Origin of the sequence: Rhizobium sp. S152 (assembly GCF_030380735.1) — a bacterium.
Lineage (GTDB): Bacteria > Pseudomonadota > Alphaproteobacteria > Rhizobiales > Rhizobiaceae > Rhizobium.
In genome coordinates this window covers 61942-75840 of the sequence record NZ_JAUDRZ010000025.1, presented here as the reverse complement: position 1 = coordinate 75840, position 13899 = coordinate 61942, and the positions used below count along the sequence as shown (strand labels likewise).

Annotated in this window: 15 protein-coding genes; 8 read left to right on the top strand and 7 right to left on the bottom strand. The window is 55.9% G+C overall.

Annotated elements, in window-relative coordinates:
• The first annotated feature begins 25 nt into the window (after nucleotides 1–25).
• From QTL95_RS16900 to QTL95_RS16890, 3 genes are all read left to right on the top strand, one after another.
• A complete protein-coding gene (locus tag QTL95_RS16900; protein ID WP_289721093.1) occupies nucleotides 26–421 on the top strand; it encodes a DUF1622 domain-containing protein in 396 nt (131 codons plus the stop codon).
• A gap of 310 nt (nucleotides 422–731) precedes the next feature.
• On the top strand, nucleotides 732–1871 hold the full coding sequence (locus tag QTL95_RS16895; protein WP_289721092.1) for a patatin-like phospholipase family protein: 1140 nt from the start codon (nucleotides 732–734) through the stop codon (nucleotides 1869–1871).
• 158 nt (nucleotides 1872–2029) lie between these two features.
• Nucleotides 2030–2251, top strand: a complete 222-nt coding sequence (locus QTL95_RS16890; RefSeq protein WP_289721091.1) for a hypothetical protein — start codon at nucleotides 2030–2032, stop codon at nucleotides 2249–2251.
• 125 nt (nucleotides 2252–2376) lie between these two features.
• Here QTL95_RS16890 and poxB read toward each other — a convergent pair whose 3' ends face one another.
• The 4 genes from poxB to QTL95_RS16870 all read right to left on the bottom strand — a co-directional run bounded on the left by poxB (nucleotide 2377) and on the right by QTL95_RS16870 (nucleotide 6805).
• A complete protein-coding gene (gene poxB / locus QTL95_RS16885) occupies nucleotides 2377–4104 on the bottom strand; it encodes a ubiquinone-dependent pyruvate dehydrogenase (protein WP_289721090.1) in 1728 nt (575 codons plus the stop codon).
• Between the two features lie 50 nt (nucleotides 4105–4154).
• Entirely contained in the window at nucleotides 4155–5882 is a 1728-nt protein-coding gene (locus QTL95_RS16880) for an FAD-dependent oxidoreductase (protein ID WP_289721089.1), read from the bottom strand.
• Nucleotides 5869–6192, bottom strand: coding sequence for a UBP-type zinc finger domain-containing protein (locus QTL95_RS16875; RefSeq protein WP_289721088.1), 324 nt, complete (start codon nucleotides 6190–6192; stop codon nucleotides 5869–5871). Before QTL95_RS16875 ends, QTL95_RS16880 begins: the two co-directional genes overlap by 14 nt.
• A gap of 427 nt (nucleotides 6193–6619) precedes the next feature.
• A complete protein-coding gene (locus tag QTL95_RS16870) occupies nucleotides 6620–6805 on the bottom strand; it encodes a hypothetical protein (protein WP_289721087.1) in 186 nt (61 codons plus the stop codon).
• Nucleotides 6806–7000: 195 nt separating this feature from the next.
• Between QTL95_RS16870 and QTL95_RS16865 the strand changes: the two genes are divergently transcribed.
• Together QTL95_RS16865 and QTL95_RS16860 are read left to right on the top strand one after the other, a co-directional pair.
• Nucleotides 7001–7822, top strand: a complete 822-nt coding sequence (locus tag QTL95_RS16865) for an alpha/beta fold hydrolase (protein WP_289721086.1) — start codon at nucleotides 7001–7003, stop codon at nucleotides 7820–7822.
• A gap of 68 nt (nucleotides 7823–7890) precedes the next feature.
• The gene (locus QTL95_RS16860) at nucleotides 7891–8463 is read left to right on the top strand and encodes a carboxymuconolactone decarboxylase family protein (RefSeq protein WP_289721085.1); all 573 of its coding nucleotides are present in this window, start codon (nucleotides 7891–7893) and stop codon (nucleotides 8461–8463) included.
• Nucleotides 8464–8529: 66 nt separating this feature from the next.
• Here the strand turns inward: QTL95_RS16860 and QTL95_RS16855 are convergent, their stop codons facing one another.
• The 3 genes from QTL95_RS16855 to QTL95_RS16845 all read right to left on the bottom strand — a co-directional run bounded on the left by QTL95_RS16855 (nucleotide 8530) and on the right by QTL95_RS16845 (nucleotide 11721).
• A complete protein-coding gene (locus QTL95_RS16855; RefSeq protein ID WP_442981302.1) occupies nucleotides 8530–9990 on the bottom strand; it encodes an alginate export family protein in 1461 nt (486 codons plus the stop codon).
• Complete coding sequence (locus QTL95_RS16850; RefSeq protein ID WP_289721084.1) at nucleotides 9987–10880, bottom strand: glyoxalase; 894 nt, start codon at nucleotides 10878–10880, stop codon at nucleotides 9987–9989. The genes QTL95_RS16855 and QTL95_RS16850 overlap by 4 nt, the downstream gene beginning before the upstream one ends.
• 430 nt (nucleotides 10881–11310) lie before the next feature.
• Complete coding sequence (locus tag QTL95_RS16845) at nucleotides 11311–11721, bottom strand: copper resistance protein CopC (RefSeq protein WP_289721083.1); 411 nt, start codon at nucleotides 11719–11721, stop codon at nucleotides 11311–11313.
• 265 nt (nucleotides 11722–11986) lie between these two features.
• Here QTL95_RS16845 and QTL95_RS16840 point away from each other — a divergent pair, with 265 nt between their 5' ends.
• The 3 genes from QTL95_RS16840 (at nucleotide 11987) to QTL95_RS16830 (ending at nucleotide 13729) form a co-directional block, all read left to right on the top strand.
• Complete coding sequence (locus QTL95_RS16840) at nucleotides 11987–12382, top strand: XdhC family protein (RefSeq protein WP_289721082.1); 396 nt, start codon at nucleotides 11987–11989, stop codon at nucleotides 12380–12382.
• Nucleotides 12383–12487: 105 nt separating this feature from the next.
• On the top strand, nucleotides 12488–12910 hold the full coding sequence (locus QTL95_RS16835; RefSeq protein ID WP_289721081.1) for an XdhC family protein: 423 nt from the start codon (nucleotides 12488–12490) through the stop codon (nucleotides 12908–12910).
• Between the two features lie 114 nt (nucleotides 12911–13024).
• Complete coding sequence (locus tag QTL95_RS16830; RefSeq protein WP_289721080.1) at nucleotides 13025–13729, top strand: alpha/beta fold hydrolase; 705 nt, start codon at nucleotides 13025–13027, stop codon at nucleotides 13727–13729.
• Nucleotides 13730–13899: the final 170 nt, after the last annotated feature.

Sequence of the window (13899 nt, the reverse complement as noted above, 5' to 3'; positions counted from 1 at the left end):
GCAAGGTTCGGAGAAAACGCGAGTCATGGAAGGAGCAATACCACGCGGCGGAATAGTCGGGTTGATCGCTCCAGTGCTTGAACCATTGGCGTCGCTTCTTGAAATCTTCGGAGTGGTGGTGATTGTCTGTGGTGTGCTCTTCGCTACCATCCGTTATGCGAGAGACCTTTTCAATCAAACCGACGATCAGGCCTACTCTCGATACAGAGCGAACCTGGGACGAGGAATTCTCCTTGGGTTAGAAATCCTCATAGGTGCGGATATTATCGCGACGATCGTTTCGCCGTTGACCTGGACCAGCGTTGGAATTCTGGGGCTAATTGTTCTCATCCGCACCTTCCTAAGTTTCTCGCTTGAAGCGGAAATCGATGGTGAGTGGCCGTGGCGAAGGCAAGCCCGCGGTGAGCAGAGGAACTCCTGACCAATGCCTGGCAGACAACGTTCTTTTACTGCGGCTGGACTATCATGATTGCGCGAGATTTCAGTTGGATTGTTCAAGCGGGGCTGAGGGGCTTTGATAACGTTCGCTGCGATGAGCTGATCAGGCGACGATATCCTCCCGGGCTAAACGCAGTCCCCGCGATCAGGACCATTGGTCAATCATTCCAATCCAGGAATCGCGAGCAGGGCTGATGCCACGAATGTCATGCCGAAGTTACCTCAGGACAGTAGCCTTTGGGCTACTTTCACTCTCCAGCCTCTCTGCATGCGTCGGGCCGCCCCGAGCGACTATGACAGAAAGTCAGCAAACCAAGGCAATTCTGGCCTTCCCTCCGCTGGCCCGCTTTTGGGGTGACGAGGTGACCCCTGAACTTCGCGGCCTTGTAACTCTTCAGTTCCAGCAAATACGCCGAGCCGCAGCGAAGGGAATACGCACTGGGTCGCTGCGGAGGGCTGATTACCTGGCCATTTCAGGTGGCGGCGGCAACGGTGCGTACGGGGCGGGATTTCTCAAGGGGTGGAGCGAGCGAGGCGACCGGCCGCAGTTCGAAGTCGTTACGGGTGTGAGCACCGGTGCGCTGGCGGCGCCGTTTGTCTTTCTTGGGCAGAAATACGATCGTGAACTTGAGGATATCTACACGAAGTATGGTGACCGCCAGATTATGCGCAGCCGTGGTGTTTTCGGGATCTTTGGGGATGCGTTCTATGATAGCTCACCGCTGCGAGGTCTAGTGACGGACTATCTCACTGAAGACGTTCTTGATGCTATCTCAAGGGAATACCAACTCGGCCGACGCCTGCTCGTTCAGACAACAAATATCGACGCTGAACGGCCGGTGGTCTGGGATGTATCCGCAATCTGTGCGAGCCATCGTAAGGACCGGCGAGAGCTGGTAGTGAAGATCCTGTTGGCTTCGGCGGCGATACCGGCAATTTTTCCACCGGTTAAAATCCCGGTGCAAGCTTCCGACGGGAAGGTTTACCAGGAACTGCATGTTGACGGTGGCGTCGCTGCACAAGTCTTTTTTGCTCCTCCCGAGATTGGTCTCGACAACTTTGAGCTTAGCGCATTCTCGCATACCCGGCAGAGAACCCTTTATGTCATACGCAACGGCCAGCTAAATCCGGAGTACCAGACATCTCCGGATACCGTTTTGCCTTTGGCACAGAGGGCAATCGGAACAATGATCAAGTATCAAGGTGTCGCTGATCTCAACCGATTGGAGGCGCTGACTTCGAGAGGCAATGCCAAGCTGTTCTACACGGCGATACCCGATGACTTTATCGGGCAGAAGAGGTCGCAGTTCGACACCGACTACATGACCAGTCTTTTCAAGCTGGGTGTGCAGGCCGGTGTTGCTGGCAACTGGCGGACGCGTACCCCGGAAACCCCCATTCTCTCGAGCAGCAATAAGATTGGCTCGAAATGACAATCCGACCGGGTGGCCTGAATCCTGAACATCTGCGAACGATGACAACTAGCAGCTTTCGCTACCTCTTTTGCCTACTGATTTCCTGTTTCACCCGAAGGTGATTTTCTTACCGTCGAGCTTCCTGCTAGGACTTATGTCATAGGGGAGGAACTTTTGTGCACAATCGAGCAAACGAACGCGATCGCGCGTTGGACAGCCACGATCTGGCGACCTGCGACCAGGTGCTGGCAGCGGTGAAAGCCGAATTTGGATTTGCGGAAGAATCCGATGAAATGACCCGTTCTGCTGCAATAATTATCGAGCTGTACCGTCAGGGCGTCCATGACGCTGAGCAATTGAAGGTACTCGTCCTCGCTGCGCGAGGCAAGCTGGACTGAAGCGCTGGAAGTCTTCCGATCTCAAGAGTTGAAAAGGAAAGCCCGGGGTTACCCGGGCTCTTCCCAGATCCATAGTTCACGTTTTTCCAGCGAGCGCATTGCCCTGAGGAACCGTTCTTCCTAGCTCAGCGCGACAGGAAATTTGAAACCGTTAGGTCGACAAGCTGGTCCCCTCTGCCGTTCATCACGGCTCGGATCGCCCAAAGGCCAAACCCCTTTACCTGAGCCGCCTCGATTTTTGGTGGCATCGATAGCTCTTCGGTGTTCGTTACGACATCGAGTAGCGCGGGACCTGGATGAGCCAGTATTTCCTTTACTGCAGCTTCAAGCTCCGTAGGGTCTTCAACTCGGATCGCGTGAACACCGGCTGCTCGGGCTACCGCCGCGAAATCGGGGTTTTGAAGATCGGTGCCAGTCTCCAGGAAGCCGGACGCCTTCATCTCCATTGCAACGAAGCCAAGGGTCGAATTGTTGAAGATCACCACCTTGACCGGTAGGTGCTGCTGCACAAGCGTAAGGAAATCCCCCATCAACATCGCGAAGCCGCCGTCTCCAGACATGCTGACGATTTGCCGGTCGGGAAACGCAGCCTGTGCGCCGATCGCCTGGGGCAAAGCATTGGCCATAGATCCATGGACGAGGGAGCCGATCAATCGACGCTTCCCGTTCATTTTCAGATATCGCGCGGCCCAGATGGTAGGGGTGCCGACATCGAAGGTGAATACCGCATCGTCGGACGCGTGCTCGCTTAATAAGCGAGCGACATACTGCGGATGAATTTTGCCGCCCTTCCGTCCGGTGGCCAGATCATCCAGTCCTTCACGCGCCTTCTTGTAAGCAGCTAGGCAATCAGTGAGGTGCCTCTCATCTGTGCGTTCCTTCAGAGAGGGTAAAACAGCGGAAAGAGTGGACTTGACATCGCCAACGATTGCCAGATCCAAGGCTGCGCGTCTGCCAAGGTTTTCGGCTCGAATATCGACTTGGACGATTTTCGCATCGGTGGGGTAGAATTGTCGGTACGGGAAATCGGTTCCCAGCATTCCAAGGGTATCGCACTCCAGCATCGCTTTATAGCCGGAAGAGAAACCGATCAGCCCTGTCATTCCTACGTCAAATGGGTTGTCGAACTCGACATGCTCTTTGCCGCCCAGCGCATGAACAATTGGTGATTTCAGTTTGTTGGCAAAGGCGATCAGCTCGGCATGCGCCCCGTCGCATCCACGGCCGCAAAGCAGAGTGATCTTTGCGCTTCCGTCAAGAAGAGAAGCCAAATCAGCAATCTGTTCGGTTGGGGGAACCACGCTCGGCTGCTGGACGGCGAGGGCGGGCGCCTTGGAAATCTTCGCCGAAAAGTCGGAAAGAGCGACATCACCAGGGATTACCACCACAGCGACACCTCGTTTGCCGACAGCTGCGCGGATCGCCGACTCTATGACCGTAGGCAGCTGCTCTGGGTGACTGACAAGCTCACAGTAGTGACTGCACTCGCGGAACAGTTGGTCAGGATGGGTCTCCTGGAAATAGCCGCGGCCAATCTCGGCCGACGGGATTTGAGCGGCGATTGCCAGGACTGGCACGCGGGACCGGTGGCAGTCGAACAGACCGTTTATCAGGTGAAGGTTGCCTGGCCCGCAGCTACCTGCACAGACGGCCAGCTTCCCAGTCAGATGAGCTTCGGCCCCGGCGGCAAAGGCGGCTGTCTCTTCGTGGCGTGTATGAACCCATTCGATGTCACCGCGCTTTCGGAGAGACTCCGTCAGACCGTTCAAGCTGTCGCCGACAACTCCGTAGATTCGTTCGACTCCCGCCGTATGCAGGATTTCGGTCATCACGTCCGCGACCTTCGATGCCATTTAATGCTCCTTGGCTACTTAGAGTTTCCTGGTGTCGGAGGGTAAACCTCTCAGACTTTCACCCCTAGATGTTTAGGGGTTGAAGCGGTGGCCAATGTGATTGTCTTGAGAGCTGAATGGATCTCGCTGACAACTGCGGCACCTTCTCCAACCGCCGCCGCAACGCGCTTTGTCGACCCCGCCCGAACATCTCCGATCGCGAAGACGTTTGGAACGCTGGTTTCCAAGGGGAACCGCTGTCTTCCAAGTTCTGCGACAACCGCGTCGCCGAAATCTGAGCCAGTCGTTATGAACCCTTTGTCGTCAGTTGAGATCCGGCATTTAATCCAGGCGGTGTTTGGATCGGCCCCGATGAAGAGAAAAATGCGACGGACATCGAAGCTCTGCTCTGCCTTGTCAGAAAAACGGCGCACAGTCGTTCTGAAGACTTGCTGATCGTCTTCTGTCAGCGCGGCAAGTTCACATCCCACATGGATATCGACGTTTGGAAGGGCGGCAATGCGATCAATCAGATAAGTCGACATCGTCTCCGACAAATCGCGGCGCACAATGAGATGGAGGCGCTTTACGCGCGGCGACAAAAACGCGATAGCCTGTCCAGCTGAGTTGCCGCCGCCGACAAGGACAACCTCCTCGTTTTCGCATATCTTCGCTTCGATTGCCGATGCCCAGTAGGACACTCCTGCGCCCTCGTAATCTTCAATGTGGGGAACTGCAGGGCGAGGATATCGGGCCCCAGATGCTATCACGACCGTGCGAGCGCGGATCGAGCGATCGCCATCAAGCAAAATCCGATGCGGTTGAGAGGCAAGCTTGCCTGGGAGAGGGGGAACGAGCCCAGTAACTGTCACTGGAAGAACAATCTCCGCGCCGAACTTCAGGGCCTGATTGAACGCTCGTCCGGCCAGAGCTTGACCGGAGATGCCTGTCGGAAAACCGAGATAATTCTCAATGCGAGACGAGCTACCGGCTTGGCCACCAACTGCTCGTTCGTCGACGACGATAACACTCAGTCCTTCTGACGCTGCGTAGACGGCCGCTGCTAGACCTGAAGGCCCTGCGCCAACGACTGCAACATCGAAGATTTTGTCGGGATCCAGCTCTGGCGTTATACCAAGGCAACATGCTGCTTCCGCGTCGGAAGGATGTTTCAGGACTGTGCCGTTTGGGCAGACCATGAGGGGTAGGTCGTCCGGTAGAATACCGAGACGCTCGATGAAGGCTCGTCCCTCGATATCCTCCTGGGCGTTAAGCACGGTATTAGGATAGCCATTTCGGGTCAAAAAGCTCTGCAGCCTGACAAAATGTTGATTGCCAGGGGTACCGATCAGAACTGGCCCGGCACCTCCACCATCGATAAGACCGACCCGCCTCAGGATGAAAGCCCGCATAATGATCTCGCCCACCTCAGCGGAGCCGATGATCAGGGCCTTGAGGTGTAAAGAGTCGAACGGTAGGAGCTGACATCCGTCGGATCCGGCTCGAAAGCTAGCAAGGGCAGGGCGGCCAGAAAGCTGGCTGACTTCACCCGAGAATTCACCTTCCTCGTGGGACACAATGAGTGCGTCTTTCGACAGTCCGTTGTGTTTGTAAGCCTCCAGCGTGCCGGACAGTACGAGCCAAGATGGGACGTCCCGATCACCGACATCTGAGATTTTAGCTTGAGGCAAGAAGGTCTGCACGGGACCGCTGGCGAACCGAGTGGCAATTTCTATGTGCGCTGGGCTCAGAGCCGGAAAGAGCTGAGGCAATCGGGAGGTTAAATCACTCGTCGTCATTTGAGAAATCTACATACCGAGGGATAGGTCCGCGTTGCGGCGTTTGGTCAGGCAGATCGACGAAGTCGTTGTCGATAAAGCACCATCCCCAACCTTCGGGAGGGTCATAGCCTTCAATGATGGGGTGCCCCGTCGTGCGGAAGTGCTTCGTGGCATGCTTACCTATGGAGTCATCACAGCAGCCAACGTGCCCACATTCCCGGCAGAGCCTCAGGTGAACCCATCTCTGACCAATTTCCAAGCATTCTTGGCAGCCCAAGCTACTAGGAGTTACACGTTTGATCGTCGACATGTGCGTGCATTGGGACATTAAGGTCTACACTCCGAGACGGGTTGAAGCGAGAAAAGCGCGGCCATGAGAGTCTAAGTAAGCTGTTGTAGGAAAAGGGCGAGGCTCACTGCAAAGTTTCACTCTCAGCTGAGAATTGACACTCCCACCGCGATAGAAGTCGCATCGCATCCTGATGGGCCTGCGAGCAGGCTTGGTCACTCTTCAAGAAGTGGTCGTGGTCGCGCAGCATGCTATCTCCGAGCTGCTCCATCTCGAACCAACCTGGTCTACCAGCGGTTCGTGAGAGCAGGGCTGCGTAGTGCAGGCTTCTGCTGACTTGTATCAACGTCTGGGCCCGCTCCGGCTGCGAAAGCCCACGTATTGTCATCCAATTATCTGAGAATGCAAAATCCATGGCGATGCTCCGTGTGTTGAAGTCACTAGCGAGAGGTAGAGCCAAGGATTCCTAGTCTGCGCGGGCTTCCTCAATCGCCACTGGAACGAACACGCGAGCTTGACGCGGTTGGCTCTCCTCATGCAGGTGGCCGACCGCAAGGAACAGGAGAAGGGTCAGCATGGCGATGCCGATCACAGCGATTGGAAAGCCGGTGTCGTACGTCGTAGTTTTCGTGCGCTCTCTATATCGGGTCATTACAAATTCTCCGATGGCTGGGTTGCTGATCTTCGCGAGCGTACTGGCTCCGATCCACGTCGGATTGTTCGAACCGACTGCGTTTTAGATGATCATTGGATGTCTCGATCTGGTCAGATGCCATAGGAACGTCCAAGCGGTACGCTTCGTCGATGGCTAGTCTAACCGGTAACCGATACAACCGGACGATCACCCATGACGACTATTCCTACGCGCGACGGCAACCAGATTTTTGTCAACGACTGGGGAGCTGGAAAACCCGTACTATTGTGCCCTGGCTGGCCACTCACCGCAGACATGTGGGAATCTCAGATGTTGTTCCTGGCGCAAAATGGCTTCCGTGCAATCGGGTATGACCGCCGCGGCTTTGGGCGCTCGTCGCAACCGTGGTCCGGCTATAACTATGACGCGTTTGCGGATGATATCGCGGATATCATCTCCTATCTTGGGCTTTCAGAGGTCACCCTCGTCGGGTTTTCGATGGGCGGGGGTGACGTCGTTCGATACCTGAGCCGTCACGGTTCCCAAGCAATCTCAAAGCTTGCACTGGTAAGCTCGGTAACACCTTTCTTGATGCAGACGAAGGATAACCCTGATGGGGTCGATAAGGCGGTATTTGAGGGCATACGCGCGGGGCTGACCGCCGACCGAGCCCAGTTCTTGATGGATTTCAATACCTACTACTTCGGAAGCAATCGCGACGGCTCATGCGTCACGCAAGGCGTGCTCACTCAAACCTTGCAGATGGCGTATGCGGCCTCGCACAAGGCTACACTCGACTGCGTCACGGCGTTTTCCGAAACGGATTTCAGCGCTGATATTGCCGCAATCGATGTTCCGACATTGATTGTGCACGGGGACGATGATCAAACTGCTCCCAAAGCCGTCACAGGCGATCGCACCGCCAAGATGATTACGGGGTGCATCTACAAGATCTACGAGGGCGCTCCTCACGCCCTATACGTGACCCATAAGCACCGACTTTCCGAAGACCTTCTCGCTTTTGCTCGAAGCTGATCTCCACCTTTTCAAGTAGCGTCAGTCCCTTCAGCGACTTCCAATAGGCATTGAACTCGGAGATCACGATGCGTATGCCACCACTGTCACCCAGCGAACTCAATCCGAGACAGAAGGCTCTCTACGATGAGATGAAGGCTGGTGTCGGCGCCAAGTATCAGGATTTTGTTACAACGCGTGCCGACGGTGCATTCCTTGGTCCTTGGAATGTTTGGCTACATCAGCCCGAGGTCGGCGAGGCATTCTGGGCCGTTACGAAGGCGATGACGGCCTTCAGGCACTTGGATGATTCGGTGCGGCAGGTGGCGATCATCGCTGTTGGCGCTCATTTCGGTGCAGCGTACGAGGTATATGCCCACTCGGCTGTCGCAAAAAATAGGCACGCAATGAGCGACGCTCGGCTCTCGACATTGTCCGCAGGCGAGCGGCCCGCGGATCTGTCAATTTCGGAGGCAGCAGCCCTCGACGTTGTTAGAGCGCTGCTCAAAGGCGGCGTTCTTCCGGAGCGAGTATATAACAATGCGCTGGAATTGTTCGGCGAATCTGGAGTCAGAGAGTTGATCTGGCTTGTGGGGCACTACTGCTCTGTTTCTATGACCTTGAACGGTTTTGCCATTGGCGTGCCTGAGGACGAAGGCTGAGATCCCAAGACGGCTGCGGCCGTATCCATCCAGGCCGATGCAGCCGTCGTTCAACAAGGAATATTATTACCACGAAAATTTCAGCTCGGCTCCAAGGTAGTTGCCGTCATGCCCGCCAGCATTGCGAATTGTAGAGCCAGCGTTGTAGTGCACTGCTTCAAGTGCTCCTGTCAGGTTCGGTGTGAATGAGTAGTCGGCCCGGAGTTGGACGTATGCACCGGTCCAAGAATTGCCGTGACCTGCCGTATTGGCAACCGGGATACTTGGCTGCGTGTAGATAGCGTCCGCTGTAGTCATACGCCACAGCAGGCCTACAGCGGTGGTGACCGACAATTTTTCGGTGGGCTTCACCGTAATCGATGGCTTGAGATGGATCAGGTTAGAATAGCCTGTGTAGCCTCCCAAAGTGAAATAGTAGCCGTTTGGAAAGAGCGGATTGAATGTTTCGACATTCCCGTCGCCAGGATTCCGATCGCCAGACGCCACATCGAACTGTAGGCCAAGCCTTGGTGTCCATGCGGCATCGGTGAAAGTGTACCCTACGCGTGCACCGATCGCCCAGGCTTTGATGTCGCTCGACCCGACGGTGCCAAGTTGGCCCATCCCCTCCACATCCCAGTCAAAATTATTGGAGTTACCAGCGAACCGGACGTCGAACACATGCCGTTCTTCATCACCGGCTGCATCCAGATAGTGCGCACCGTCCCGGTCGTACAGAGCATAGTAGGCGGACAGTTCATTGGTACCGAACACCTGCCGCTCAAGGCGGATTGTGCTGAATGTGAAATGCCCGTTTGACGTGTCGTCAAATGGCTCGTCGTCGCGATATTGCACCGGCTGACTGATGAAACCTAGAATCCGCCACGGCCCCGTTTCCCAGTCAGCCCAGACGGCATCGAACGACTGCCGAACATTTGGTCCGTCGCGCGAGGAGACGAAGCGCTGCAAGTCGAAAGCAAAATCCTGCCGCCCGACGCGGGCCTTGAATGTTCCTGCGTCGAACGTCTGCGAGTATCCGAGAAAGGCAAGCCTCAAATCGAGTTCGTTCTCATCCGCTCCGCCGATGTCGTGCTTGCCGAAAGCACGGGCATCCTCGAATTGAGTGTAAAGTTGCCAATTCTCATTGAAATGCGTGTCGATATGAATTTGGGCCCGCTGGAGAAGGTAGGAGTCTCTCGCACCATCCCCAATCCCGAAACCAGGGGCCGTGTTGATCTCGTAACGCTCACGAAGTGTCAGTCCGAGAGACACGTAGCTGTCAGGGTCGCCAGGAAAAAGCGGAATATATTTGAGGTCGTCCAGCGGCTCGGTTTTCAGGCTAGGATCCGATAGAACTGACCAGTCCTCCTGCCAGCGATTGGACTTAATCGCTGGCCGCTTTGGCGGCGAGGCAGGGCTCTGCGCATATGCGTAAGAGTGGGAAATAGACAGGGCGATTGGCAAAAGCGCTAACGCCACGGTCCTGTTGCGCAACCAACTACGGGCTCCGCGTCTCGGGGTTTCCTGTTCATTCCGAGCGGATCTCATTTGGCCACCGCGTGAATTTCAGCGATGTACCCGCCGGGGAATTGTACGATGGAAGTCTGGCGATCCCCGGCGCTATGCGGCGGGACAAGAATTGTCACGCCAAGCTTGTCAGCCTTTGCCAGGGTTTGCTGAAGGTCTTGTACCTCATACCCGGTCGTTTCGTAGCCATAAGGGTAGGGCAAGTGACCATCGGAAACCAGGACAAGCATTCGTCCGAAGTCGGAACGAATTTGGATGCGACGGAACTTTTGGTCCGGTTTGCCGATCTCTGCACCTGACGCATTGCTTTCATCGGCAACAATCTTGCCATGAGAGAATGAGAGGAAGTCTCTGAGGAACTCCCCCACGGCGTCTGGTGAAATATAGGCGCGGTTTTCGGGTATCGTCTCGAACGCGTCGTAGGCGCGGTGATTGGTGTGCCAGTATAACTGCATGTTCAGGCCGCCTGGCCACTGGATCACAGCATCGCGGCCAATAGGATCTGGAAAAGCCTCGACGATTACGCTGGCGCCAGCGTCCCGTGCTGCCTTGATTGCAACGTCCATATCCCTGACCAGGTAGCCGTTGCGCTCGAGTCCAAACGGATACGGGATCGGCGTCTTGAACCCAAACAAGGAAATGGTTCCGACGGGGGTCTGAAGCAGCTGACTTGTTGTGCTGCTAGGGGTCGGCGTCACGGTCGCGACCACCTGGTTCGTAGATTTTCCGCCGAATGTGCCGATAAACGCCTGCACAAAGCTGTCCACCTGATCTGGGGCGACATAGACATGTGTCGTGTCGTACTGAGGCGCAACCGCCACCGGCGGGCTCGCGGACTTCGCCAAAGATTCAGCTGAGAGGGCTACCACCGCGATTAGGGGCAGCGTGAATAGGGACATGCTGCGGCGCATTACAGCTCCTGTGAATGGGATCGGTCTTCAACTTCTCCAGGAATACAACGCACGTCGGTCGCACGGCTTGGACGGAAAAACGCTGATTTGGAGGATGTCCTGAGATTCGTGCCCGGCTGGCCAGGGCGTATCCAAATTCAACGCAGTAGGTCGTCCAGGCCCGCGACTATAATAGGTGCAAGTGCCATCGCCTCGGCAAAAACCACGGTGGATAGTACGATAACGACCAGGAACGGTAGTGCGAGCGACAACGGCTCAGCGGGTGATGAAAAGGCGCCGGGCTCTATTTGGGCAATGGCGACTGGGAGCTTGGACGCGCGGCCACCAGGTCCTTTGTCATTTGCTGCGACCAGTAGTCGAGTTGGTTGGTTCAGGTCACACTTGTGTGGAGAGGCACGTCTCAGTCGGGACATATCCATGGTGGCCGACCTCATCTCTCTTGATAAGCGTCCGCAGCCGTTGGCTCCGGCTTGGAAGAGCCAGTTGGAACGGATGAGGGGATTGAGACAGTTGTCGTTCCCGAGAAAAATCGGCCATCTGGCGAACCCACGTTAAACCAGATGATGTAAACACCTGGTTCAAGCCACTGGCGCACAGGGACGACTAACTCATCGGGACTTTCTCCGGATCTGGGTGACATTATCGGAACCTCACCGCTTGGCCCAAAGATCCTCGCTGATGACTCTGCAGGGTCCACGCTCTGGGTGAACGTCACGGTGAAGTTCTGCTCTGGGACCTCTATCAAATCTGCTCTCTGATGCCCGTCGAGAGATGCAAAGGCAAAACGGGTGCAGAAAAGAGCGAAAAGCATTGCAGCAGCGCTCGACTTCACAAGCAACATCGTCACTCTCCTCCAGAATGCAGTTTGTCGATGTTCCTATTCTTGCCGACCATTGCTTGTGACGAAATCGTGCAGAGGTGTGAACAGTATATACCTTCGTGTAGGTCTCTCTCCGTGAGACACGTTTTTTCCTCCACCGCCAATTTATCTTGGCGACAGTACGATCGTTCAAGACCTTATCCGAAGCCGGTCATAGCTTCCGTCTTTCGGAGCCAGCCGTGGCGCCGAGTATTCCACAAGTTACATCGGAGCCGGGATCGCCGTTATGTCAACGAAGCTTTCGTCACACCTTGATGCACCCCGGACTGCTTTCATCACGGATCGAAACGAAGACGTCTTGCGGTTTGCACAAAGTTGCATCTCAGCCGGAAGCGGTGTCGCACTCGCCACATTGGTTGAGGTCCAGGGCGGTTCGGCGCGAGCTTTGGGGGCTCAGATGGCGATTACCGACCAGGGGCTCTACTGTGGTTTTGTGTCCGGGGGATGCACCGAAGCCGCGGTTGCCGCAGAGGCGGTTGCGGCCATCGAGAAGAGAATGGACCGGTTCCTTAGACTAGGTGTCGGATCACCGTTCTTCGACATTCGTCTCCCATGTGGAGGGAGCATCAATATCGCCATACACGTCGTGGACGATGTCGGGCCGATCGAGACTGTTTTATAAGAACTCCGGAACCGGGCGTCGTCTTCCTTGATTTACTCTCCTGGGGAGCGCTCGTTACGTGCTAGTGGCAGTGCTGCCACCGGCTGGGTCCGCGAGAATTTTGTGATGTCGTACAGGCCACGGCCGAAGATCTTCATCGGTGGGCGGACGCTCGAAGTCGAGGCAACGGCAAATGTTGCGAAGGCGGCGGGATATGAGGTGTTCGACCATATTCGCGATGGCAACCGTCTGCCGGAATTGCCGCCTTTTGACGAGAACACAGCAGTGGCACTTCTCTACCACGATCTGGATCACGAGATTCCTGTCATGAGAGAGGTTCTGCTCGGAAGTCCATTTTACATCGGCGCCTTGGGAAGCACGCGGACGCATGCAAACCGAATCGAGCGGCTCTCGAGTTTGGGATATAGCCCAAGCCAACTCTCGCGCATCAAAGCTCCGATCGGGCTATTTCCAAAAGCACGAGATGCGCAGAGCCTAGCTCTGTTGATCGTCGCCGAGATCGCTTATGTGAGGCAGGCTACGCCATGACAGCAAATTTTCACAGCAATATTGCGGTCCAAACAAAGTCCGATCCATCAAGACCAGCCGTCCGTTGCCACTTTAATCTTCTCGATATTCAGACCTGTCAGGAGCAAAGACCAAATGACCTCTACTTCCGCAAAGCCAACTGTCGTTCTCGTTCATGGGGCATGGGCTGATGGCTCAAGCTGGCAGAAAGTGATCCCGCTGCTTCTGAAGGAGGGAGTTCCTGTCGTCGCAGTTCAGAATCCCACTTCTTCCTTGGCGGATGACGCCGCTGCAACCCGCCGTATCATCAACTCTGTCGAAGGCCCTATAGTTCTTGTCGGTCACAGCTGGGGAGGTGCAGTCATCACCGAAGCTGGCAACGACCCCAAGGTAAAGGCGCTTGTCTATGTCGCCGCGTTCGCTCCAAAGGCTGGTGAGACGGTCGGCGACCAGGTCGGCAGATATCCGGCACCTCCCGGCCTTTCACAGATCAAGAACGACGGCGCGGGCTACCTGACACTTTCAGAAGAAGGTTGGGTGAACGACGTCGGTCAAGATCTCCCCAAAGATGAAGCGCGGGTGCTTGCCGTACTTCAGCCGCCACTAGCTGCCAGTACATTTGGTGACAAGGTGACTGAGCCCGCATGGCTCTCGCGTCTGACCTGGTATGTCGTGTCTACGGAGGACCGCGTGGTCAGTGTTGAGCTGGAACGGGAACTGGCAGCGGCAATGGGCGCGAAGACAACCGAACTCAAGGCAGGCCACCTGTCGCTGCTTTCCATGCCGGAAGCCGTAACTGACGTCATCCTCGACGCTGTCACAGCCGTGTCCGCTGTCTAGGGTGCAACCCCTCCGCGGCAGGCGTGTTCACAGCGCCCAGGATTGACAGGGACGCAAGCAACCATTCCAATGCGCCAAAGGTGCTCAGGCAATGCGTCTGGGCACTTTTCCGCGTTAGTGGAGAGGCAGTTCTTCATGGAAGTTGCGTCGCGTGACTTGGGTACCTGGAC

Coding starts and splice junctions, on each gene's coding strand:
- QTL95_RS16900 (WP_289721093.1), top strand. CDS start 26: ATGGAAGGAGCAATACCACGCGGCGGAATAGTCGGGTTGATCGCTCCA.
- QTL95_RS16895 (WP_289721092.1), top strand. CDS start 732: ATGACAGAAAGTCAGCAAACCAAGGCAATTCTGGCCTTCCCTCCGCTG.
- poxB (WP_289721090.1), bottom strand. CDS start 4,104: ATGGCATCGAAGGTCGCGGACGTGATGACCGAAATCCTGCATACGGCG.
- QTL95_RS16880 (WP_289721089.1), bottom strand. CDS start 5,882: ATGACGACGAGTGATTTAACCTCCCGATTGCCTCAGCTCTTTCCGGCT.
- QTL95_RS16875 (WP_289721088.1), bottom strand. CDS start 6,192: ATGTCCCAATGCACGCACATGTCGACGATCAAACGTGTAACTCCTAGT.
- QTL95_RS16870 (WP_289721087.1), bottom strand. CDS start 6,805: ATGACCCGATATAGAGAGCGCACGAAAACTACGACGTACGACACCGGC.
- QTL95_RS16865 (WP_289721086.1), top strand. CDS start 7,001: ATGACGACTATTCCTACGCGCGACGGCAACCAGATTTTTGTCAACGAC.
- QTL95_RS16860 (WP_289721085.1), top strand. CDS start 7,891: ATGCGTATGCCACCACTGTCACCCAGCGAACTCAATCCGAGACAGAAG.
- QTL95_RS16855 (WP_442981302.1), bottom strand. CDS start 9,990: ATGAGATCCGCTCGGAATGAACAGGAAACCCCGAGACGCGGAGCCCGT.
- QTL95_RS16850 (WP_289721084.1), bottom strand. CDS start 10,880: ATGCGCCGCAGCATGTCCCTATTCACGCTGCCCCTAATCGCGGTGGTA.
- QTL95_RS16845 (WP_289721083.1), bottom strand. CDS start 11,721: ATGTTGCTTGTGAAGTCGAGCGCTGCTGCAATGCTTTTCGCTCTTTTC.
- QTL95_RS16840 (WP_289721082.1), top strand. CDS start 11,987: ATGTCAACGAAGCTTTCGTCACACCTTGATGCACCCCGGACTGCTTTC.
- QTL95_RS16835 (WP_289721081.1), top strand. CDS start 12,488: ATGTCGTACAGGCCACGGCCGAAGATCTTCATCGGTGGGCGGACGCTC.
- QTL95_RS16830 (WP_289721080.1), top strand. CDS start 13,025: ATGACCTCTACTTCCGCAAAGCCAACTGTCGTTCTCGTTCATGGGGCA.